Origin of the sequence: Paracoccus seriniphilus, from assembly GCF_028553745.1 — a bacterium.
In the GTDB taxonomy this organism is placed as follows: Bacteria; Pseudomonadota; Alphaproteobacteria; order Rhodobacterales; family Rhodobacteraceae; genus Paracoccus; species Paracoccus seriniphilus.
In genome coordinates, this window is the sequence record NZ_CP067132.1 from 302,415 (window position 1) to 323,226 (window position 20,812).

17 protein-coding genes are annotated in these 20,812 nt (G+C 61.1%); 9 read left to right on the plus strand and 8 right to left on the minus strand.

The genetic code is table 11. The features are described 5' to 3' along the window. Window positions 1–115 precede the first annotated feature (115 nt). The gene (locus JHW44_RS19815) at window positions 116–1,009 is read left to right on the plus strand and encodes a LysR family transcriptional regulator (protein WP_089345275.1); all 894 of its coding nucleotides are present in this window, start codon (window positions 116–118) and stop codon (window positions 1,007–1,009) included. A 58-nt stretch (window positions 1,010–1,067) separates the two neighbouring features. Here the strand turns inward: JHW44_RS19815 and JHW44_RS19820 are convergent, their stop codons facing one another. Continuing rightward, the gene (locus tag JHW44_RS19820; protein WP_089345274.1) at window positions 1,068–1,997 is read right to left on the minus strand and encodes a LysR family transcriptional regulator; all 930 of its coding nucleotides are present in this window, start codon (window positions 1,995–1,997) and stop codon (window positions 1,068–1,070) included. Window positions 1,998–2,114: 117 nt separating this feature from the next. Between JHW44_RS19820 and JHW44_RS19825 the strand changes: the two genes are divergently transcribed. From JHW44_RS19825 to JHW44_RS19845, 5 genes are read left to right on the plus strand one after another with little or no spacing between them, the layout of a single operon-like run. After that, complete coding sequence (locus tag JHW44_RS19825; RefSeq protein WP_089345273.1) at window positions 2,115–3,056, plus strand: tripartite tricarboxylate transporter substrate-binding protein; 942 nt, start codon at window positions 2,115–2,117, stop codon at window positions 3,054–3,056. Between the two features lie 24 nt (window positions 3,057–3,080). Beyond that, window positions 3,081–3,641 carry a hypothetical protein gene (locus tag JHW44_RS19830; RefSeq protein ID WP_143811470.1) on the plus strand — a complete coding sequence of 187 codons (561 nt, stop codon included), beginning with the start codon at window positions 3,081–3,083 and terminating at the stop codon, window positions 3,639–3,641. Next, on the plus strand, window positions 3,641–5,221 hold the full coding sequence (locus JHW44_RS19835) for a tripartite tricarboxylate transporter permease (protein WP_089345271.1): 1,581 nt from the start codon (window positions 3,641–3,643) through the stop codon (window positions 5,219–5,221). The genes JHW44_RS19830 and JHW44_RS19835 overlap by 1 nt, the downstream gene beginning before the upstream one ends. A 54-nt stretch (window positions 5,222–5,275) precedes the next feature. Then, window positions 5,276–6,802, plus strand: coding sequence for a sulfatase-like hydrolase/transferase (locus JHW44_RS19840; RefSeq protein ID WP_089345270.1), 1,527 nt, complete (start codon window positions 5,276–5,278; stop codon window positions 6,800–6,802). Between the two features lie 11 nt (window positions 6,803–6,813). Continuing rightward, window positions 6,814–7,944: an alpha-hydroxy acid oxidase gene (locus JHW44_RS19845; protein ID WP_089345269.1), complete on the plus strand. Its 1,131-nt coding sequence runs from the start codon at window positions 6,814–6,816 to the stop codon at window positions 7,942–7,944. A gap of 72 nt (window positions 7,945–8,016) precedes the next feature. Here JHW44_RS19845 and JHW44_RS19850 read toward each other — a convergent pair whose 3' ends face one another. Genes JHW44_RS19850 through JHW44_RS19860 form a run of 3 tightly spaced genes read right to left on the minus strand, consistent with a single transcriptional unit; the run spans window position 8,017 to window position 11,937 of the window. Next, window positions 8,017–9,411, minus strand: a complete 1,395-nt coding sequence (locus JHW44_RS19850; RefSeq protein ID WP_089345268.1) for a bifunctional enoyl-CoA hydratase/phosphate acetyltransferase — start codon at window positions 9,409–9,411, stop codon at window positions 8,017–8,019. 19 nt (window positions 9,412–9,430) lie between these two features. Then, window positions 9,431–10,195 carry an enoyl-ACP reductase FabI gene (gene fabI, locus JHW44_RS19855; RefSeq protein WP_089345267.1) on the minus strand — a complete coding sequence of 255 codons (765 nt, stop codon included), beginning with the start codon at window positions 10,193–10,195 and terminating at the stop codon, window positions 9,431–9,433. 29 nt (window positions 10,196–10,224) lie between these two features. Further along, on the minus strand, window positions 10,225–11,937 hold the full coding sequence (locus JHW44_RS19860) for a PHA/PHB synthase family protein (protein WP_089345299.1): 1,713 nt from the start codon (window positions 11,935–11,937) through the stop codon (window positions 10,225–10,227). 397 nt (window positions 11,938–12,334) lie between these two features. Here JHW44_RS19860 and JHW44_RS19865 point away from each other — a divergent pair, with 397 nt between their 5' ends. Genes JHW44_RS19865 through JHW44_RS19875 form a run of 3 tightly spaced genes read left to right on the plus strand, consistent with a single transcriptional unit; the run spans window position 12,335 to window position 17,167 of the window. Continuing rightward, the gene (locus JHW44_RS19865) at window positions 12,335–13,318 is read left to right on the plus strand and encodes an HlyD family secretion protein (protein ID WP_089345266.1); all 984 of its coding nucleotides are present in this window, start codon (window positions 12,335–12,337) and stop codon (window positions 13,316–13,318) included. After that, the gene (gene rbbA, locus JHW44_RS19870; RefSeq protein WP_089345265.1) at window positions 13,315–16,038 is read left to right on the plus strand and encodes a ribosome-associated ATPase/putative transporter RbbA; all 2,724 of its coding nucleotides are present in this window, start codon (window positions 13,315–13,317) and stop codon (window positions 16,036–16,038) included. Before JHW44_RS19865 ends, rbbA begins: the two co-directional genes overlap by 4 nt. Before the next feature lies 1 nt (window position 16,039). Next, on the plus strand, window positions 16,040–17,167 hold the full coding sequence (locus JHW44_RS19875) for an ABC transporter permease (RefSeq protein WP_089345264.1): 1,128 nt from the start codon (window positions 16,040–16,042) through the stop codon (window positions 17,165–17,167). Window positions 17,168–17,197: 30 nt separating this feature from the next. Here the strand turns inward: JHW44_RS19875 and JHW44_RS19880 are convergent, their stop codons facing one another. From JHW44_RS19880 to JHW44_RS19895, 4 genes are read right to left on the minus strand one after another with little or no spacing between them, the layout of a single operon-like run. Next, on the minus strand, window positions 17,198–18,685 hold the full coding sequence (locus JHW44_RS19880; protein ID WP_089345263.1) for a tripartite tricarboxylate transporter permease: 1,488 nt from the start codon (window positions 18,683–18,685) through the stop codon (window positions 17,198–17,200). Between the two features lies 1 nt (window position 18,686). Then, complete coding sequence (locus tag JHW44_RS19885) at window positions 18,687–19,118, minus strand: tripartite tricarboxylate transporter TctB family protein (protein WP_089345262.1); 432 nt, start codon at window positions 19,116–19,118, stop codon at window positions 18,687–18,689. Then, entirely contained in the window at window positions 19,115–20,068 is a 954-nt protein-coding gene (locus JHW44_RS19890; protein ID WP_089345298.1) for a Bug family tripartite tricarboxylate transporter substrate binding protein, read from the minus strand. Before JHW44_RS19890 ends, JHW44_RS19885 begins: the two co-directional genes overlap by 4 nt. A 34-nt stretch (window positions 20,069–20,102) precedes the next feature. Beyond that, entirely contained in the window at window positions 20,103–20,783 is a 681-nt protein-coding gene (locus JHW44_RS19895) for a GntR family transcriptional regulator (RefSeq protein ID WP_179217759.1), read from the minus strand. Between the last annotated feature and the right edge of the window lie 29 nt (window positions 20,784–20,812).

A 20,812-nucleotide genomic window follows, 5' to 3' on the forward strand; every position in this document is an offset into this window, starting at 1 on the left:
AGGATTCCTGTTCGTCAGTAGATTCCATTGTTCTGATCTGACGCTAGCTGGCGTGAACCGTTCTGAAAAACGCGTTTAACTTGCTCTCAGCGAAGGTTTTGCCTACGCTGGATCAATGAAGAACCCCCTTCGCCATCTGAACGCCCTGCGTGTTTTCGAAGCCGCCGCACGCCATTGCAGCTTTGCCAAGGCCGCGAGTGAGCTGAACGTCAGTCACAGCGTCGTCAGCCAGCATATTCGCAATCTGGAAGCATGGTTCGGCACCGATCTGTTCATCAGATATGGCAATCGCGTCGAGTTGAGCGAAGACGGGCGTGACCTGCTGCCCCAGATCGCCAGCGGGCTGCAAATCCTGACCGATGCCAGCGAGACCCTGCTGCGCAAGACCCGGTCGGGGACGCTGGTGGTCAGCGCCGAGCCCGCGCTGGCCTCGCTGTGGCTGCGCAAACGCATCACCGAATTCTGCGACCTTTTCCCGCGCATCGAGGTCGATCTGCGCCCTGCATGGACCCCCGCCCAGATCGGAGAGGGCCAGGCCGATATGCTCATTCATTTCGAAACCCGCATCCCCCGCAGCGGCGTGACGAAGGACCGGCTGTTCGCGATAGATGGCTATCCGGCCGCAGCACCTGATCTGCGCGACAGTCTGGCATCCCGTGATGATCAGATTGACTGGGACCGCGCCCTTCTGATCCATGACAATGGCAAGGAGACCTGGCACAAATGGTATCTGGCCCATGAACCCGACAGCGCCGGCTGGCGCAGCGGGAAAGTCCATTCCGACCTGTCACTGGCCATTGATGCCGCCATCGATGGCGAGGGTATCATTCTTGCCGATGACATCCTTTGCCAGCGCGAGATATCATCGGGCCAACTGGTCCGGCTGGATCCGCGTTCGGTCAGATGCGTCTGGTACGAAATCGCCCTGCCCAGGGAAGCATCCAGGTCAAGCGCTTCGACGCTGTTCAAGAACTGGCTTCTGGAACAGAGCCAAACTCTTCGCGAATAGGATCATCGATCGCGACGCCGGTTTCCCGACATGCCCTGTCGATCTGACATGTGAAGTTCTATTGAAACGATGGCGCCCCGGACAGCTTGCCCACGGCCAGCATCGCCGCGACCTCGCTGCGGATCAACTCACGCATGGTCGAAACAGCCGGAGAAATCGCCGTGTCCGCCATCCAGCATAGTGAATGCACGCGGCTGATTCCCGGCGATGTCAGCTGCTGCGCCGCAATCAATCCCGCACCGATCTTGTCCAGCCAGAAGGTCGTCGGCACGATACTGCAGGCCAGCCCCTCTTCGACCAGTCTTCCGATGACATTGATGCTGCTGGTTTCATATTTGACGTTCAGGGTGACACCGGTCGCACGCGCGGTTTCCTCGATGCGGCGGCGCAAGTCGTGGCTATGAAAGGGCAGGACCAGCGGTTGGGCCGCGGCTTCGGCAAGTGTCAGCGATCTGGGCCGCGCGAAGGAACTGGCACGAGAGATGAACTGAAAGCTCTCCTCGAACAATGGGATTGACGCGGCCTTGGGCAGATCGGTTGCGACATTGGGAATGATGGCCAGATCGACCTCATGTCGCAGCAATGCGTCACGCGCGCCATCCGATGTGCGATCGACGATATGCAGTGACAGCCTGGGATGGCGTCTTTCTACGCGCGGATAAAGCTCGACCGCCAGCGCCGCCGCCAAAGACGTGATCACGGCCAGGGTGACGCTGCCCGCAACCTCGTTGTCGGCATCATGGATCGCGTGTTTGATCGAATCAAGACGGCGGATCAGATCGGCCGCCTCCTCGCGCAGCTTCTCTCCGGCCTTGGTCGGCGCCACCCCGCGTGAGTGGCGTTCGAAGAGTTTCGCCTGCAACTCGTGTTCCAGCTGGGAAATCTGCTTGCTCAGCGCCGGCTGCGCTATGCCCAACTCCTTGGCCGCGGCGGACATCGAACCAAGTCGACAGACCGCAAGGAACTGGATCAACTGACGTGGTCGCATGGCATTTCCCTATAACCAAACAGGTATAGCTTCCATATCAGCTTTCTATTTCTGCATCTATCTCTCGACGCATATGATGTAAGCGGGGCGACCAGGTTGTCCCTTGGGGAGGAAAAGATGAAAACACTTTACGTTGCCGCCGTCGCGGCACTGTTCTCGGGGTCCGTGGCCCATGCAGAGTGGACACCCGCAGGTCCGATCAAGGTGCTGATCGCCTTCAAGGCGGGCGGTGGGTCGGACACCATGGCCCGGATGATCATCGAGGATGTGCAGGCCGAGCGCGGCTGGAATCTGATCCCGGAGAACGTTCCGGGCGCAGGCGGCGGCGTGATGGCTCGCGAGTTGAAGAACGCGCCGGCGGATGGGCTGACCATCGGCTTTGGCATTACCGACACTTTCGCCTATGGAATCCTGGCTGCCCGCAACCCCGGCTATACTCCGGATGACTTCGATTTCCTGGCGACGCTTGCCGGCACCCAGATGGCGGTGGTCGCGAAAGCGGAGCGCGGCTGGACCACATTTTCAGATGTCATCGAGGCAGCCAGGGCCGGCGAAGAGATATCATTCGGAACCATGACCCCGCGCCTGGCGGATGGCGCCTATTATCTGGGCAAGGTGAATGACGTCGATTTCAATATCGTCACCAATTACAACGGCGGGCAGGATGTCCTGAATGCCATCAATGCCGAGGATGTCGATATCGGTTGGGTCGCGGGACCGCAGAAATCCGGTGTCCTGTCCGGGGACCTGATCGATCTGGTCAATGGCGAGGATGTACCGCTGATTGCCTCTCCGAACGCACAGGAGCTTTCGGATATCGGCGTCGATTTTCATTTCGGCGCGACTTTCCTGGCGGTGGCTCCGGCGGGTCTGGACGAAGAGATCGCCACGGCCCTGACCGATGCCATCACGACGGCTGTTCAAAAAGAGGGCAGCAAGGCCAACACCTTCATCAACAAACTGTTCGTCGAGAAAATCAAGGCTGGCGCCGATGCCCGCGCCTATGTCGAACGTGAAGCCGCCGATGCCGAAGCGCTCTTGTCGGCCACGGCGGACTGACCTGCAAGACAAGAGGCAGATGACATGGGCAGAGTAAAGAACACCCACGACATGGCATTGGGTGCAACCGGGGTAATCCTGTCGCTTGCCATCCTGTGGCTGTGGATTCCCGCCGACATAGATACCGGCGTCATCGATGTCTGGCGGCGTGTCACCCGCATTGGCGATGCAATGTTGCCGACATTTTCCTGCATCGCCATCCTGCTGGCCAGCCTGATCATTGCCCTTCGCGGATGGGCCGGCCGGCAGGCGGACAGGATGCCGAATCTCGATCCGGCATTTCTTTTGCTGACGATGATGATCCTGACGATCGGCATCGCCCTGATGTTCGTCACCGGGCCTGTCTTGGTGCGGATCTTTCTTGGCGCAGACCGATCCTATCCCCTTCTGCGCGATGAATTCCCGTGGAAATATACTGGCTTCGTCACCGGTGGAACTTTCCTTGTCTTCTCCTTCCACGCTCTGGTCTGTCATCGCTTCTCGCGGCGGGCCGCAGCCATCGCCCTTCTGGCAACCGTCGCAATCGCAGCCATCTATGGTCTGCCTTTTGACGACCTGTTGCTGCCGCCCAATGGTGACGTCTGATGGGCGCGCTTGACTATGTGCTGGCCGGAGTCATCGAGGCCCTGACCGGCAACCCTGCCCTGACATTGGGTCCGCTTGTCCTGTCCTGGCCTGTGCTCATGGTCAGCGCGGGGTTCTTTACCGGTGTGCTGATCGGCGCCACGCCCGGATTGTCCGGCCCCTTTGCAATGGCGCTTGCCTTGCCGCTGCTGATCTCCAGCTTCGGCTTTTCCCATGATGCCCTGCTGCCGGTCATCGGCTTTCTGATCGGCATCATGAAGGGTGCGACGGTCGGTGGCGCGGTTCCGGCCATTCTCTTCAATACGCCGGGAACGCCGGATGCATTCATGACCACGCTTGACGGATACCCCATGGCCCAAAAGGGACAGGGCGGCAAGGCCCTGCGCGTGGCGCAGTTTGCCTCGGTCACGGGGGACACCTTCTCGGACATCGTGCTGTTTCTCTGCGCCCCCTTTCTGGCCATTTCTATCGAGTTGTTCCTCGGCCTGTCCGAAAAGGCGTCGCTGATGATCCTGTCGCTGTCCTTCGTGGCGGTCGTCGTGGGCAGCGATGCCTTCAAGGGATTGCTGGCGGCCAGCCTTGGTCTTCTGGTGGCCTCGGTGGGGTCGGGAACCGATCCCTATCCGCGCCTGTCATTGGGTATGGATTTCCTTGCCTCCGGGCTTCCCACCATTGCCGTGATCATCGGCATCCTTGTGGTCGGAGAGATTTTCGGCAGCCTTGCCGAGATGCGCCGCCATGCCCGCGCCACCGGCCAGGCCGAAATCATCCGCGATACCGGCGACAACAGTCTCGGCCTCGCCGAAAGAATCCGGCTACTGCCCTTCATCGGCATGTCGATGACCATTGGCACCCTGATCGGCGCCCTGCCCGGCATCGGATCAACCCTGGCTGCCGCCATGGGCTATACCGCCGGACGCAAGATCCACAAGGGAGCCGTGCCCTTTGGTGAAGGCGCGCCAGAAGGCATCGCCTCTTGCGAGGCTGCAAATTCCGCGGTCTCCGGCGCGAATCTGATCCCCGCCCTCAGCCTTGGGATTCCGGGCAATGTCTCGGCCGTTTTCATTATTCTGGCCGCGAACAGCATCGGGGGCTTCAACCCCGGCCCATCGGTCTTCCGCTTTACCCAGGACCAGGTGAACCCCGAACTGGTGATCGCCTTTGGCCTGTTTACGCTGATGGTCGTGGGCAATCTGCTGAACTGGACGACAGGAGCCTGGTTCATGCGGCTTCTGGGTGGCCTGATCCGGGTGCCGCGCCAGATACTGTTGCCGGTCGTGCTGCTGCTGACGATCACTTCGGTCTATGTCGAGGGCGGCAGCATGGTGGATGTCTATATCCTGCTGGTCTTCGGATTCATCGGATACCTGATGCGTTGGGCACATGTTCCGATCCTGCCTTTCGTCATCGCCTATATCTTGGCGCTGCCGCTGGAATCCACCATCCGCAATGCCTTCGAGGCTTCGGGCGGCGACCCTTACTTCCTGTTTCACGGCGTGGTTTCGCCCGCGCTGCTGTTCCTCTCTGTCGTGATCTTCGCCGCCTCGGGCTGGCTGAGACGCGGCAAGCCCTCCGACTGAACCAAAACAAAATGCCGATTCCGGGCCCTGCCCGCCGTAACATGGAGATTTCAGTTGAAAGAATCCGCTTCCAGGCCGAACATCCTGTTCATCACCGCCGATCAGCAACGCAGCGACTGCTATGGGTTTCGCGGCCGCAATGTCCAGACCCCGCATCTTGACATGCTGGCACGCGAGGGCACCAGCCTTGAAACTGTGATCACCCCCTGCGTGGTCTGCCAGCCGGCGCGCGCCTCTATCCTGACCGGACTGTTGCCACGCACCCACGGCGTGCATGACAACGGCATCGATCTGGACCCGGAAATCGGCGAGAAGGGCTTTGCCGGATCGCTGTCAGCCGCAGGCTATCACACCGCCAAGATCGGCAAGGCGCATTTCTCGACCTATCATGTCTTCGAGGAAACCGGCCGCCCCGAGAGCATTCCCGGCTCGGCGGAAGTCCCGGCCGACTGGCGCGGCCCCTATATGGGCTTTGACCATGCCGAGCTGGTGCTGGTGGGGCACAACTGGTGGCTGCCCGAACAGCCGCCGCGCGGGCTGGCCTATGAGGAATGGTATTATTCCGATGGCCGTGGCGAGGAAAAGAACAAGCTGCTCTGGGAAAGCTCTCGTGATCACAAGGGGGCGCCCCAGGTCTGGTCGTCGAAACTGCCGGTGGCCTGGCATAATTCGACCTGGATTGCCGATCGCGCCATCGATTATCTCAGACGTGATCACACCCAGCCCTTCTGTCTCTGGGTGTCCTTCCCCGACCCTCACCATCCTTTCGACGCGCCCGAGCCATGGGCCTCGTTGCACCGCCCCGAAGAGGTCGACCTGCCCCGGCATCGCCGCCGGGATTTCACCGGGCGTCCATGGTGGCACAAGGCAGCCGTCGAAACCGAGATTCCCAGCGAGCACAAGGAAATCCGCGAGAAATACTCAAGGATGCCCGAGGTCTCGGACGAGCATCTGCGCGAGATCATCGCCAATACCTATGGCCAGATCGCGCTGATCGACCATTCGGTCGGCCGGATCCTCATCGAGTTGGAGCGACAGGGTTTGGCCGACAACACCTATATCGTCTACACGGCCGATCACGGCGACTGGCTGGGAGATCACGGGCTTGTCCTGAAGGGGCCGATGCCCTTCGAAGGACTTCTCAACGTCGGCGCCATCGTCAAAGGGCCGGATATCCCGGCGGGCAAGACCTGTCACGAACCCCTGTCGACACTGGACCTGGGGGCGACCTTCATGGACTGGGCCGGTGCCGAAAGCCTGATGCCGATCCATGGCCGGTCCATGCGCGACGTGCTGTCGGGCGATGGCACGCGCGAAGCCGCGCTCAGCGAATGGGAATTGCTGCCCGGTCGGGTGGGCGTCGGACTGTCGCTGCGCACGGTTCGCAGCAAGACGGCAAAGCTGACGATGGATCTGAAATCCGGAGCCGGCGAAATGTATGATCTGGCCAGGGATCCAGACGAGTTGACGAATCTGTTCGACGATCCCGCCCATGCCGAATTGCGCCAACAGTTGACCGAAATCCTGATGTCCCGCCCAGACGACATGCGGCCCAATCAGGTTCAGGTCGGAATGGCATAAGGAGAGGGCGAATGACCACCGTAACCTGTGTCGAGGACATGCGTCAGCTTTACCGACGCCGTGTGCCGCGGATGTTCTATGATTACGCGGAATCAGGGTCTTACACGGAAAGCACCTTTCGCCGGAACGAGACGGATTTTCAAAGCATCCAGATCCGCCAGCGGGTCGGCATCGACATTTCGGATATCGATACATCGACCCGAATGGCCGGCGCCGCCGCCGCCATCCCCGCCGGATTCGCGCCGGTGGGCATGCTGGGTATCCAGAATGCCGGGGGCGAAATCAAGGTAGCCCGCGCCGCGCGGGATTTTGGTGTCCCCTTTACCCTGTCCACCATGTCGATCTGCTCGATGGAGCAGGTCGCCGAGGCGACCGGGGCACCATTCTGGTTTCAGCTCTATGTCGTCAAGGACCGCGAATTCGTTCGTGACCTGATCCAGCGCGCCAAGGCCGCGAAATGCTCGGCGCTGGTCGTGACCATGGATCTGTCGATGCTGGGACAGCGCCACAAGGATATCAAGAACCAGCTGTCCATTCGCCCCAACCTTCGCAACCTGCTGAACATCGCCACGAAACCGGGCTGGGCCTATGAGATGGCCAGAACCCCCTATCGCAGCTTTGGAAATGTCATCGGCCATGCGAAAGGCGTCGACGACCTCAGCAGCCTGCTGGTCTGGGCCGCAGAAATGGTGGACCCGGCACTGGACTGGAAGGACATTGAATGGATCCGCAAGGAATGGGGAGGGCCGATCATCCTCAAGGGCATCATGGATGTCGAGGACGCCCGGATCGCCGCGGAACTGGATATCAGGACCATCGTGGTGTCCAATCACGGCGGTCGTCAGCTGGACGGCGCGGGCAGCTCGATCCGGTGGTTGCCCCGTATCGCGGATGCCGTGGGTGAGCGCGTCGAACTGATGCTGGATTCAGGGGTGCGCAGCGGAATGGACATTTTCCGGGCGCGTGCACTTGGCGCCTCGGGCGTCCTTCTGGGGCGCGCCATGGTTTATGCTCTGGGTGCCCAGGGACAGGCAGGTGTCACGACACTGCTGAACATCCTGCAAAAGGAACTGCGCACCACGATGGGCCTGGCGGGCAAGGTGAATACACAGTCGATCGGGCGGGACGACGTCATCCTCTGAGCTGTTCCGGTTGCAGGGCGGAACGCCCCCGGCAAAGGCGCTGGTCCGTCGCAACTTCGGATCTGACGTCGCCTATGTGGCGACGTCGCGGCTGTGATGGATGAAAAGCTGCGCCATGGCGGCCGAGGCCAGCCGCGACATCACGCCATCGGCGCGACTGGTCAGCATGATCGGAACACGCGCACCAAGAACGATCCCCGCCGACTCGGCCCCGGCCAGATGAATCAACTGCTTGGCCAGCATGTTGCCCGCTTCCAGATCGGGCACGACCAGAATATCGGCATCACCCGCGACCTCCGAGACAATGCCCTTGGCCTCGGCAGCCGATTTCGACACGGCGTTGTCAAAGGCCAGCGGACCGTCCAGCACGCCGCCAGTGATCTGGCCGCGATCCCACATCTTGCAAAGGGCGGCAGCATCCAGTGTCGAGGGAATCTTGGGATAGACCGTCTCGACCGCCGAGAGGATCGCCACCTTGGGCCGTTCGACACCCAATGCCTGTGCCAGTTCTATGGCGTTCTGCACAATGTCGCGCTTGGTATCCAGATCGGGCGAGATATTGATCGCCGCATCGGTGATGAAAAGCGGCTTGGGATAATGTGGCACGTCCAGCGCGAAGACATGGCTCATCCGCCGTTCGGTGCGCAGCCCATGGGCGCGATCGACAACCGGCGTGATCAATTCATCCGTATGCAGTTTGCCCTTCATCAGGCAGTCGACCTCGCCCCTGCGGGCCATCTCGACCGCATGTTCGGCGGCGGCATGGCTGTGGGGCACATCAATGATCTCGATCCCCTCAAGACTGCGCTGCGCATCCCGCGCGGCGGCCTCGATCTTCGCGCGCGGCCCGATCAGGACCGGCACGATCAACCCCTGCGAGCCGGCTTCCAGAGCGCCTGTCAACGAGATGTCATCGCAAGGATGCACCACGGCAGTGCGCACCGGCGCAAGCTCATGTGTCGCTGCAATCAGTTCGCGATAGCGTGCGCCGCTCTCGTGAAGATGGACCTCGGGCAGGACGACGCGCGGGCGGCGGACCTTTTCGGTTGGCGCAATGACCTCGGCCTGACCCGTGATGACCGCCTCGCCGTCCTGATTGGAGCAAAGGCAATCCAGGATCATGCGATGGGTTTCGGGATCCTTTGAGGCGACGGTGACGCGGATTGTCACCGTATCGCCAAGGCCAACCGGACGACGGAAACTGAGGTTCTGGTTGAGATAGATCGTACCCGGGCCCGGCAGTTCGGTGCCCAGAACCGCCGAAATCAGCGCCCCGCCCCACATGCCATGGGCGATGATTTCATGAAACATGTCCGAGCGCGCATAGTCCTCGTCGACATGAGCGGGGTTCACATCGCCCGACATCACCGCGAACAGCTCGATATCCTCGGCCTTCAGCTTGCGGGTCAGCTCGGCGCTGTCACCGACCTGAATTTCGTCGAAGGTCCTGTTCTCTATATATTGCATCGGGTCGACCTTTCCGGTTTCAGGACATGACGTGATAGCCCGCATCGACATAAGCGATATTGCCGGTCACATTGCGCGCCGAGGAACTGACCAGACCCGCAGCCATATTCCCGACATCTTCTATCGTGACCAGACGATGCTGCGGCGCACGGTCTCGCGCCTCATCGATCAGCCTGTCGAAATGCGCAATGCCCGAGGCCGCGCGGGTCATCACCGGACCCGGAGAAACGGCATTGACGCGAATGCCCTCGGGGCCCAGTTCGGCCGCCATGTATTTGACGGTGGATTCCAGCGCGGCCTTGACCGGCCCCATCACGTTGTAATGATCGACGACTTTCTCGGCACCGTAATAGCTGACAGTCAGCAGGCAGCCGCCATTCTTCATCAGCGGTCGCGCCCTGCGTGCCAGCCGAATGAAGGAATGCACCGACACATCCATCGCCACGCCAAATCCTTCACGCGAACAGTCAACCACGCTGCCATGCAGATCCTTTTGGGGACAATAGGCGACCGCATGCAGCAGAAAGTCCAACTGCCCCCATTGGGCGTCAATCGCCTTGAACAGCGCATCCATCTGCGTGTCGGATGTGACATCCAGCGGCATCAGCAGCCGGGCGTTCAAATCCGTGGCAACCGGCTCGACATGGGGCCTTGCCTTGTCGTTGAGATAGGTCACCGCCAACTCGGCCCCGTCGCGTACAAAGGCCTGCGCGCATCCGGCGGCAATCGAATGTTCATTGGCGATCCCGACGACGAGACCGCGTTTTCCTTCAAGCAATCTCATGGTTCAGCCTTTCGTTGCGACCAGGACGTTTATTTCTGGAAGACATATGTTCCGGGCGCATCGGCCAGCGCCTTGCCCATGGCCGGGGGGGCAACCGGTGCCCCCGACCGTTCGCCAAGCCATGACACCCAATCAAGCCACCACGAGCCGTCTTTCTTCGGCGTCTGTTCGGCCCATGTTTCGGGATCGACATAGTGATCATCATGTCTGACCGTGGCAATCTGATAGCTGCGCCCCTCGTGGCCCGGCTCGGACACGATGCCCGCGTTATGTCCCTTGCTGGTCAGGACGAAGGTCAGTTCCGTGTCCAGATAGAGATGCATCTTGTAGACCGACCGCCATGGCGCGACATGATCCTTGACCGTGCCCACCGAGAACACCGGAACGCGGATATCGGTGACCGAGATCGGACGCCCGTTCACCGTGAATCGCCCCTCTGTCAGATCGTTGTTCATATAGAGCGAGCGCAGATACTCGGAATGCATCCGATAGGGCATCCGTGTGCCATCGGCGTTCCAGGCCAGCAGGTCGAACATCACCGGAGCCTCGCCCATCAGATAGTTGTGCAGGATCCGTGACCAGATCAGATCCGCCGATCCGATCATCTGGAAGGCACCGGACATCTGCGTCGTGTCCAGATAGCCTTGCTCCCACATCATGTCCTCAAGGAAAGCCAACTGACTTTCGTTGATGAACAACTGCAATTCACCCGGTTCGGTGAAATCGATCTGCGAGGCGAAGAAACTGAGCGATGCAAGGAAATCATCCCCGTCGCGGGCCATGGTCGCCGCGGCAATCGACAGCAATGTGCCCCCAAGACAATAGCCGACCCCGTGGATCTTCTGATCCGGCACGATGCCCTGTACCGCAGAGATCGCGTCCATGACGCCCATCCTGCGATAATCATCCATTCCCAGATCGCGGTCCTCGACGCCCGGATTGCGCCATGAGATCATGAAGACGGTATATCCCTGCCCGACCAGGAATTTCACCATCGAGTTTTCCGGCGAGAGGTCGAGGATATAGTATTTCATGATCCACGCCGGCACGATCAGAACCGGCTCCGGCCTGACCGTCTTGGTCGTCGGCGTGTATTGGATCAGCTCGATCAGATGGTTGCGGTAGACGACCTTTCCCGGTGTCACGGCAAGCTCATGCCCCGGACGGAAGGCTTCTGCACCCGCCGGCGGTTCGCCGCTTTGCTGGCGCTTCAGATCTTCCAGCCAGTTCTGGAAGCCGCGCAGGAAATTGCGCCCGCCTTCTTCAAGGGTCCGCTTCTGCAGCTCGGGGTTGGTCGCAAGAAAATTGGTCGGCGAAAACATGTCGAGGGTCTGCCGCGAGGCAAACTCCATGACATTTTCATGCTGCTTGGTCACGCCACGCACGCCGGTGGTGATGTTGTGCCACCATTGCTGGTTCAGCAGAAAGGACTGATAGATGTAGTTATAGGGCCATTTCTGCCAGGCCTCGCCCCTGAACCTGCGGTCCTGCGGCAGCGGGTCGATACATGGTTCGCCCTTGCCGCCGGTCGCGGCGCAAGTGGTGCCATAGCATGAAAGCCGCAGCCATTTCTGGAATGCCTTTTCCGTGATGTCGATCTGCTTGCCCGGAGAAATCGCCAGATGGGCCAGCCAATCCAGATAGGCCCCGGCCAGCGCCGCCGGAGAAAGCCCCTTGGTCAAGCGTGCAATCCTTGCCTTCAGGGCGCGATCCAGGAATTCCGACATATCTGCCTGCCCCATATAGGTGTTCAGCGGCAGTCCCTCGGCCAGCTTCTCGGCCAGAACGCTTGGCGGCAAGGCCACCCTGTTCAGCGCCTTTACGTCGGTAGACTCTTTGGGGGTAGGCTCATCGGGCGCATTTGCGGCTTTTGATATCGCATGGCTCATCGCTCCGACTCCTTTCGAGTGTTTATGCCTGTTTATCCGATCCCAATGAAGAATCATTGATCCTGATCAAATCGCCAAGATGCCGACCGGAATAGACAGGAAGCCGTTCTGGGAAACCTAGGAATGAAATCCAGTCAATGCATCCGACAACCCCACAGATCGGCCATGGGCATGCCTGTCCCCGGCAATGTCTTGCTGTCGGAATCGTGGAACATGCGTGTTCACTCACCCCGAGATCCGGAGAAAGCCAATGCAATGGAAGCGCTATGGCGCCATCGCTGCCGCCCTCATCATTCTGGCGGGCGCGGCATACGCCATCTGGTTGAATGTCCAATCCAGCGAACTTCCGGCGGGGATCGCCGGTTCGAACGGCCGGATCGAGGCCGAGCGCATCGATGTCGCATCCAAGATGGCCGGGCGCATCGCCGAGGTCAATGTTGACGAAGGCCAATGGGTCAAGGCAGGTGATCTGGTCGCGCGTCTGGACACGGCCGAGATCGACGCGCAATTGCATCAGGCCGAAGCCGCCGTCCATCAGGCCGAGCAGCAAAAGATTCAGGCCGAAGCGCTGCTGAACCAGCGCCGTTCGGAATTGCAGTTTGCCCAATCCGAATTTGCCCGGGCCGAGAGGCTTGCCGAGAAGGGTCATGTTTCCCAGGAACAGGTCGATCAGGCCCGAACCGCGCTGACGACGGCCGAGGCTGGTGTGGCCGCAGCCGAAGCCGGAATCGATCTGGCCCAGGCCACCATTGCCGCGGCCGAGGCGACAGTCGAACAGCTTCAAAGTGTGCGCGCCGACGCCAATCTGGTGGCACCCCATGATGGCCGCGTCCAATATATCCTTGCCAAGGCCGGCGAAGTCGTCAGCGCAGGCGGCAAGGTCGTGACCCTGACCGATCTGACCGATATCTACATGACGATCTTCCTGCCCGCCCATGATGCCGGATTGCTGGCCATTGGCTCCGAGGCACGCATCATCCTTGACCCGATCCCGGACTACGTGATCCCCGCAACCGTCACCTTTGTCTCCAGCACGGCCCAGTTCACGCCCAAATCCGTCGAAACGTCGGATGAGCGTGATCAGCTGATGTTCCGGGTCAAGCTGACCATCCCCGAAGATCTGCTGAAGGAATATCAGGAGAAAGCCAAGGCAGGTGTTGCCGGAATGGGCTATGTGCGCACGGACAGCGCCACCCCCTGGCCCGAGATGCTGACAGTGAAGTTGCCGAAATGATCTCTGTTCCGGTCGCCAGCCTCTCTGCAGTCACCCATCTGTATGGCGCCACCAAGGCGCTGTCAGAGGTAACGCTGGATATTCCGGCAGGCTGCATGGCCGGGCTGATCGGCCCTGACGGGGTCGGGAAATCGTCGCTGCTGGCGCTGATTTCGGGTGTCAGAAAGCTGCAAAGTGGCAAGTTGACGGTGCTGGGCGGCGATATCACCGCGCGCGATCACCTGAAGGCCTGCAATCATCGTATCGCCTATATGCCGCAGGGGCTGGGCAGGAACCTCTATCCCACGCTGACGGTCACGGAAAACCTCGACTTCTTCGGACGCCTTTTCGGACAACCCGAGGCCGAGCGCCGCGCGCGCATCCAGAACCTGCTGACCGCCACCGGGCTTGATCCCTTCCCCGACCGGCCAGCGGGCAAGCTGTCGGGAGGCATGAAGCAGAAACTCTCGCTCTGCTCGGCCCTGATCCATGATCCCGACCTGATGATCCTTGACGAGCCGACCACCGGCGTCGATCCGCTGTCCCGCCAGCAGTTCTGGGATCTGATCAGCCATATCCGCGATGCGCGACCTGCAATGAGCGTGATCGTCGCCACTGCCTATATGGAAGAGGCCGCGCGCTTTGACTGGCTGGCCGCCATGAACGCGGGCGAGGTGATTTCAACCGGATCGCCCGCCGAGATCCTGGCCGCCTCGGGCCAGCCTACGCTGGAAAAGGCCTTCATCTCGATGCTGCCCGAAAAGCAGCGGCAGGGGCATCGCGCCGTCGTCGTGCCGCCACGCCCCCCCGCCAGCGGCCCGCCCGCGATCGAGGCCCGGGGCCTGACCTGTCGTTTCGGCGATTTCACCGCTGTCGATCACGTCGATTTCCAGATCGAACCCGGCGAGATCTTTGGATTCCTTGGCTCGAACGGTTGCGGCAAGACCACGACCATGAAGATGCTGACCGGCTTGCAGAAAGCCACCGAAGGCAAGGCGCTGCTGTTTGGTCAGCCGCTGAACGCCGACGACATGGCCACCCGTCAGCGCGTCGGCTACATGTCGCAGGCCTTCTCGCTTTATGGCGAGTTGACGGTTCGCCAGAACCTCGAGCTCCATGCCCAGCTCTACCAGCTGCCCGTCGAGACCCGTGCCGGTCGGGTTGCGGAAATGCTGCGCAGCTTCGATCTGGCCAGTGATGCCGACAAGCGCCCCGACGGCCTGCCGCTTGGAATCCGCCAGCGACTTCAGCTTGCCGTTGCCGTGCTGCATGCGCCCGAAGTCCTGATCCTCGACGAACCCACCTCGGGCGTCGATCCGGTCGCACGGGACGGGTTCTGGCAACATCTGATCAAGCTGTCGCGCGACGAAGGCGTAACAATCTTTGTCTCGACCCATTTCATGAATGAGGCCGAACGCTGTGACCGCATTTCGTTGATGCATGCGGGAAAGGTTCTGGCCATCGGAACGCCCGCCGAACTTGCCGCCAACAAGGGCACCGACGATCTGGAGACCGCTTTCGTCGGCTATCTGCGCGACGCGGCGGGCGATGCAGGCCGCGCCTCATCCCAAACCGGGACCGCCCAGCCGCAACCGCGGCAAAAGCGCAACCGCAGTTTTGACCCGGACAGGCTTTGGGCCTTCACGCGGCGCGAGACGCTGGAAATCCTGCGAGATCCGATGCGATTGGCCTTCGCCTTCCTGGGCCCGATCATCCTGATGCTGACCTTCGGCTATGGCATTTCGTTCGATGTGCAACACCTGCCCTATGCGGTCTATGACCGCGACCAGAGTCTGGAAAGCCGCGAGTTGCTGGAAAGCTTTGCTGGCTCGCGATATTTCACCGAACAGCCCCCCGCAGAAAGTGCGGCGGAACTGGATTCCCGGATGAAAAGCGCCGAGCTTGTCCTTGGGATCGAAGTGCCCCCCGGCTTCGGGAAATCCCTGCTGAGCGGGGACCGGCCAGAGGTCCGTATTGCCGTCGATGGGGCCATGCCTTTCCGGGCCGAAACGACCCGTGGCTATCTGGAAGGTCTGGCATTGTCCTATATGTCCGATCAGACCGAACGGAACTATGGCGAAACCATCGCCCTGTCGGCGGCCTCGGTCGAAAGCCGTTTCCGCTACAACCAAGCCTTCAAAAGCGTCTTCGCGATGATCCCCTCGGTGATCATGCTGATGCTGGTCCTGATCCCCGCGATGATGGCGGCCATGGGTGTCGTGCGGGAAAAGGAGACGGGATCAATCGCGAATTTCCGCTCGACCCCGGTGACACGAGGCGAGTTCATTCTGGGCAAGCAATTGCCCTATGTCGTCATCGCCATGCTCAGCTTTGTGAGCTTGATCCTGATTTCATACGGCGTGTTCGGCGTGACGGTCAAAGGCTCGGTCGCGGCGCTGTTCAGCGGAACCCTGCTGTATGTTCTGGCCACCACCGGATTTGGCGTGCTGGTCTCGACCTTCACCCGCACGCAGGTTGCCGCAACCTTTGCCACGGCGGTCGTGTCGATCATTCCGGCGGTGAATTTCTCGGGTCTGCTGGTTCCGGTTTCATCGCTGTCGGGTGGTGGGCGGCTGATCGGCCTGGCCTTTCCGTCGGCCTGGTATCAGCAGATCAGCACCGGCGCTTTCACCAAGGGTCTTGGGTTCCAGCAGCTCTGGCACAATCATCTGGCCCTGGCGGGCTTTGCCGTGCTGTTCATCGCGATGGCCGTTCTGGCACTGGACAAGCAGGAGAAATGACATGAAGCAGTGGCTTGGCAATGTCTTCCGGCTTGGCATGAAAGAGCTTGGCAGCCTGCGCGCCGACCCGGTGCTGATCTTGCTGATCGTCTATGTGTTCAGCTTTGCCGTCTATTCGGTCGCCACCGGAGCCAAGCTCGAGGTCGCGAATGCTTCGGTCGCATATGTCGATCAGGACCGTTCGGCGCTGACCGGCCGCATCCTGAGCGCAATCCTGCCCCCAGAGTTCAATCCGCCGCAGGAAATCGCCCTGGACGAGATTGCAGCCGTCATGGACAGTGGAGAGTTCGTTTTCGTGCTGTCTTTCCCGCCATCCTTCGAGGCCGACGTTCTGACCGGCAGAACGCCCGAGATTCAGCTGAATGTCGATGCGACCGCGATGGCGCAGGCCGGAAACGGTCTGGTGTTCCTGCAGCAGATCATCAGTGCCGAGGTCGCCAAGTTCCTGTCCGGCGAAGATAGCGCGACCACGCTGCCGATCGATCTGGTGGTCACCTCGAAGTTCAATCCGAACCTGAATTCCGTCTGGTTCTCATCGGTGATGCAGATCATCAACAACATCACCATCCTCTCGGTGCTGTTGACCGGTGCCGCGCTGATCCGCGAACGTGAACACGGCACCATCGAACATCTGCTGGTGATGCCCGTCACCCCATCTGAAATCATGGTCGCCAAGATATGGGCCAACGGCCTGGCCATTGTTGTCGGCGTGATCCTGTCGCTGTGGATCGTCGTTCAGGTCATCCTTGCCGTGCCCATCGCCGGATCGATCCCGCTGTTCGTTCTGGGGGCAGTGATCTATCTTGTCTCGGTCACGGGGCTTGGCATCCTTCTGGCCACCTTCACCACCTCGATGCCCCAGTTCGGGCTGCTGGCGATGCCGGTTCTGGTGGTGATGAACCTCTTGTCCGGCAGCACGACCCCGATGGAAAGCATGCCCGAATGGCTGCAAGCCGTCATGCAACTGGCCCCCTCGACGCATTTCGTCGCCTTTTCCCAGGCCATTCTCTATCGCGGGGCCGGCATCGAGATCGTCTGGCCCGACATGGTCATCATGGCCGCACTGGGTGCGGTGTTCTTCCTTGTCGCGCTCAGGCGGTTCAGGGTCACCATGGCCACGGCGCATTGACATTGCGCCGCGTGACCAGTCGGGGCCGTTTCATGCCCTGCTGTCGCGGCGCGACAACACCAGCGACAGGATCAGGAATCCCGCCGTCACGCCATAGATCACCAGCGCAATCGGGCTTTGAAACAGAATGGTGAAGTCACCGCCCGAGATCGACAACGCCCGTCTGAGGTTGTTTTCCATATCCATCCCCAGAAGCAGTCCCAGAACCACCGGCACAAGCGAGAAATCCAGCTTGCGCAGGACGAAGCCAAGGATGCCGAACCCGACCATGACCATCAGATCAAAAGCGGCATGGGTAATGGCGTAGACGCCCAGATAGCTGATCGCCACCACCAGCGGCATCAGCCCCCAGACCGGCAGGCCCAGAACCCGCGTGAACATCCCTATCAACGGCAGGTTAAGCACCAGCAGCACGACATTCGCCAGATAAAGCGCCGCCACCAGCCCCCAGACCAGATCGGGGCTGCGCTGGAACAACAACGGTCCGGGCTGGATATTCAACGAGATCAGCATCGCCAGCATCACCGCCGTCGTTCCCGACCCCGGCACACCCAGTGTCAGCATCGGGATCAGGGCTCCGCCACTGGCAGCGTTGTTTCCGGCCTCGGGGGCGGCTACGCCGCGCGGATCGCCCTGACCGAATGTGCCGGTCTTGTCGCTGACCCTCTTTTCGGCGCTATAGGCCATGACAGCCCCCAGAGAAGCCCCGGCCCCGGGCAGAATCCCCGCCACGAAGCCGATCAGAGAACCCCGGAAACTGGCACCCAGCCCCTCTTTGACGCGCGACAGGCGCGGAAAGACGCTGCCGGGCGGGACCAGACCGCTGGCCTGCGCCCTGTCCTCCAGAAAGAAGAGGATCTCGGAAATCGCGAACAGGCCGACCAGCGCCACGATGGCATCGAACCCGTCGTAAAGATGGAAACTGCCAAAGGTATAGCGCGCCACACCCGTCGAAGGGTCCAGCCCGACGGTGCCCAGCATCAATCCCAGCAACGCCGCCAGCAAGGTCTTGCGCGGGTCGGTGCCGGTGATCCCGCCAATGGTGGCAAAGGCCATCACATACAGCGCGAAATAATCCGCCGGACCGAAATAGATCGCGGCCTTGGCCAGCATCGGTGCAAACAGCGTCAGCCCGATGGTCGCCAGCGTCGCCCCGATGAATGAGGCCACGCCCGAAATCGCCAGCGCATCGGCCGCCTGACCGTTCCGGGCCATCGGATGGCCGTCCAGCGTGGTCATGATCGCCGGCTCGTCGCCCGGAATGTTCAGCAGGATCGCCGAAATCCGCCCGCCATACATGCAGCCGTAATAGACCGCTGCCAGCAGGATCATGGACGAGGTGGCGTCCAGTCCAAAGGCGAAGGTCAGCGGGATCAGGATCGCCACGCCGTTGACCGGCCCAAGCCCCGGCAGCGCCCCGATCAATGTTCCGACGAAACAACCTCCGACGATCAGCGCCAGATTGATCGGCAGAGCCGCAACGGCAAAGCCCGACCAGAGTGAAGACAGTATTTCCATGTCAGCCAAACCACGTCCCGATCAGCGGCAGGGGCAGCCCCATGATCCGATCGAACAGAAGATACAGCCCCGGCGCGGCAATGGCTGCGGTCAGCAGCCCCTTGACCGGCGGCGCCCCCATCATCAGCGACAACCCGAGGATCGCCCCGAAACTTGCCGGCACAAAGCCAAGCGGCTCCAGAAGCAGCGCATAGCCCAGCAACAGCGCAACGGCCGCGCCCTGGCGCAACAGGCCTGCGCCATCGGCCCAACGTGCGTTGTGGCGCGGCCAGACGGCCAGCGACACCCCCAGGATCATCGCCGGAATCCCGATCACACGGGGAAAGATTGCAGGCCCCAGCGGATCGCCAAAGCCCGCAGTATATCCTGCTGACAGCCAGACATATCCGGCTGCCAACAGGAAAAATACACATCCGGCCAACCGGTCGGTCACTGAATGACCCCGATCTGGCGCGAGATGTCTGCCATCTGTTCTTCCTGCTGTGCGACATAGGTTGCGAAATCATCGCCGCCGCGCCAGATGGGTTCAAGGCCGCTGTTCGTGGCAACCTCTTTCCATTCATCCGAGTCATACAGGTTCTGCAGACGTTCGACCCAGGCGGCATAGTCTTCGTCGCTGACATCGCCGCCAGTGTAGAAACCGCGCCAGTTGTAACCGGTCACGTCATATCCCTGGGACACGGCCGTGGGCAGATCAGGGAACGCCGAGATCGGCTCATCCGCGAGAACCGCCAGAACACGGATATCGCCGGATTCGATGAAGCCCTTGATCTCGCCCAGATCGGTCGAGACAACGCCGACCTGACCGCCCATCATCTGGGTCACGGCAGGGCTGCCGCCGTCAAACTGGACCCAGCGGATGGCCGAAATATCCTCGATCCCCGCAGCCTGTGCCAGCATCATCAGGCGGATATGGTCCCATCCGCCCGCTCCGGTCGAACCGGCAGTTGCAACCGAGGTCACATCCTCTTTCAGCGCCGCCATCAGATCGTCCAGCGTCTGATAGGGGCTGTCGGAATCCACCGCGATCACGCCGACATCGGCACCCAGCATGCCCACCCAGCGCATCGTGTCGATACCGGCGGGATATTTCCCCTGGGCGATCTGGGTGATCCCCACGGTCGAGGTGGCGACCAGCAGATCGGCGTCATCGGCACGCTTGCCGGCCACATTGGCGAAAGCCACCGCGCCGACGCCGCCGGGCATGTTGGTCACCTGAACATTGCCATCCACCAGCTCAAGCTGGGTCAGCAAACGTCCGACTTCGCGGCAGGTGAAATCCCAGCCGCCACCGGGATCCGCCGGGGCGATGCATTCGGTCGCCATGGCGGGCACGGCGAACAACAAGGCCGAGGCCAGCCCCGCTGCCTTCAGTCCGGTCATTTTCCAGATCATTGTCTTCCTCCCTTGGTAAAAGTTAACTATCGACGACTCCGCGTCGCCCGACAAACTGCCGCGCGGATTCGATCGCCGCGCAGACCTCTTCCCGGACCGCCGCCGAATGGGCCAACACCGCCTTGGCGGCACCTTCGCCATCGCCTGCGGCGATCAGATCCAGAATATGACTGTGTTCGCGATGGGTCTTGTTGCGCCCTTCCTCAGAGGCAAAGCTGAGCCAGCGCGCCCGCAATGTGCGCAGGGTGACATCCTGCATGGCGGCCTCGAGGCATCTGTTGCGTGACAGCGCCGCGCAACGAACGTGAAAATCCAGCCCCATGTTCAGCCAGCGTTCCGGCGTGAACTCATCATGGCTGAAATTGATGCTGTCGCGGATCGCCTTGATCTCCTCGGGGGTAGCCAGCCGCGTTGCCAGACGGATCGCAGCCGGCTCGACGATGTCGCGAAAGGTGAAAACTTCCTCGACTTCGGCAATATCGAAAGGCGCGACGATATAGCTGCGCCCTTCACGCTGGACCAGACCGTCGCGAACCAGATGAAACAGCGCCTCGCGGATCGGCGTGCGCGAGACCTTGAACTGCGCCTCCAGCGCACGTTCGCTGACAGGCTCTCCGGGCACCAGCTCCAGCGACAGAATCGCGAAACGCAGGCGCGACAACAGGCCTTGCTGATCCTGGTTTTTGCCCTCGAATCCGGTCATTGACGTCTCCCTTGTCGTTGGTATACCAC

Coding starts and splice junctions, on each gene's coding strand:
- JHW44_RS19815 (WP_089345275.1), top strand. CDS start 116: ATGAAGAACCCCCTTCGCCATCTGAACGCCCTGCGTGTTTTCGAAGCC.
- JHW44_RS19820 (WP_089345274.1), bottom strand. CDS start 1,997: ATGCGACCACGTCAGTTGATCCAGTTCCTTGCGGTCTGTCGACTTGGT.
- JHW44_RS19825 (WP_089345273.1), top strand. CDS start 2,115: ATGAAAACACTTTACGTTGCCGCCGTCGCGGCACTGTTCTCGGGGTCC.
- JHW44_RS19830 (WP_143811470.1), top strand. CDS start 3,081: ATGGGCAGAGTAAAGAACACCCACGACATGGCATTGGGTGCAACCGGG.
- JHW44_RS19835 (WP_089345271.1), top strand. CDS start 3,641: ATGGGCGCGCTTGACTATGTGCTGGCCGGAGTCATCGAGGCCCTGACC.
- JHW44_RS19845 (WP_089345269.1), top strand. CDS start 6,814: ATGACCACCGTAACCTGTGTCGAGGACATGCGTCAGCTTTACCGACGC.
- JHW44_RS19850 (WP_089345268.1), bottom strand. CDS start 9,411: ATGCAATATATAGAGAACAGGACCTTCGACGAAATTCAGGTCGGTGAC.
- fabI (WP_089345267.1), bottom strand. CDS start 10,195: ATGAGATTGCTTGAAGGAAAACGCGGTCTCGTCGTCGGGATCGCCAAT.
- JHW44_RS19860 (WP_089345299.1), bottom strand. CDS start 11,937: ATGGGGCAGGCAGATATGTCGGAATTCCTGGATCGCGCCCTGAAGGCA.
- JHW44_RS19865 (WP_089345266.1), top strand. CDS start 12,335: ATGCAATGGAAGCGCTATGGCGCCATCGCTGCCGCCCTCATCATTCTG.
- rbbA (WP_089345265.1), top strand. CDS start 13,315: ATGATCTCTGTTCCGGTCGCCAGCCTCTCTGCAGTCACCCATCTGTAT.
- JHW44_RS19875 (WP_089345264.1), top strand. CDS start 16,040: ATGAAGCAGTGGCTTGGCAATGTCTTCCGGCTTGGCATGAAAGAGCTT.
- JHW44_RS19880 (WP_089345263.1), bottom strand. CDS start 18,685: ATGGAAATACTGTCTTCACTCTGGTCGGGCTTTGCCGTTGCGGCTCTG.
- JHW44_RS19890 (WP_089345298.1), bottom strand. CDS start 20,068: ATGACCGGACTGAAGGCAGCGGGGCTGGCCTCGGCCTTGTTGTTCGCC.
- JHW44_RS19895 (WP_179217759.1), bottom strand. CDS start 20,783: ATGACCGGATTCGAGGGCAAAAACCAGGATCAGCAAGGCCTGTTGTCG.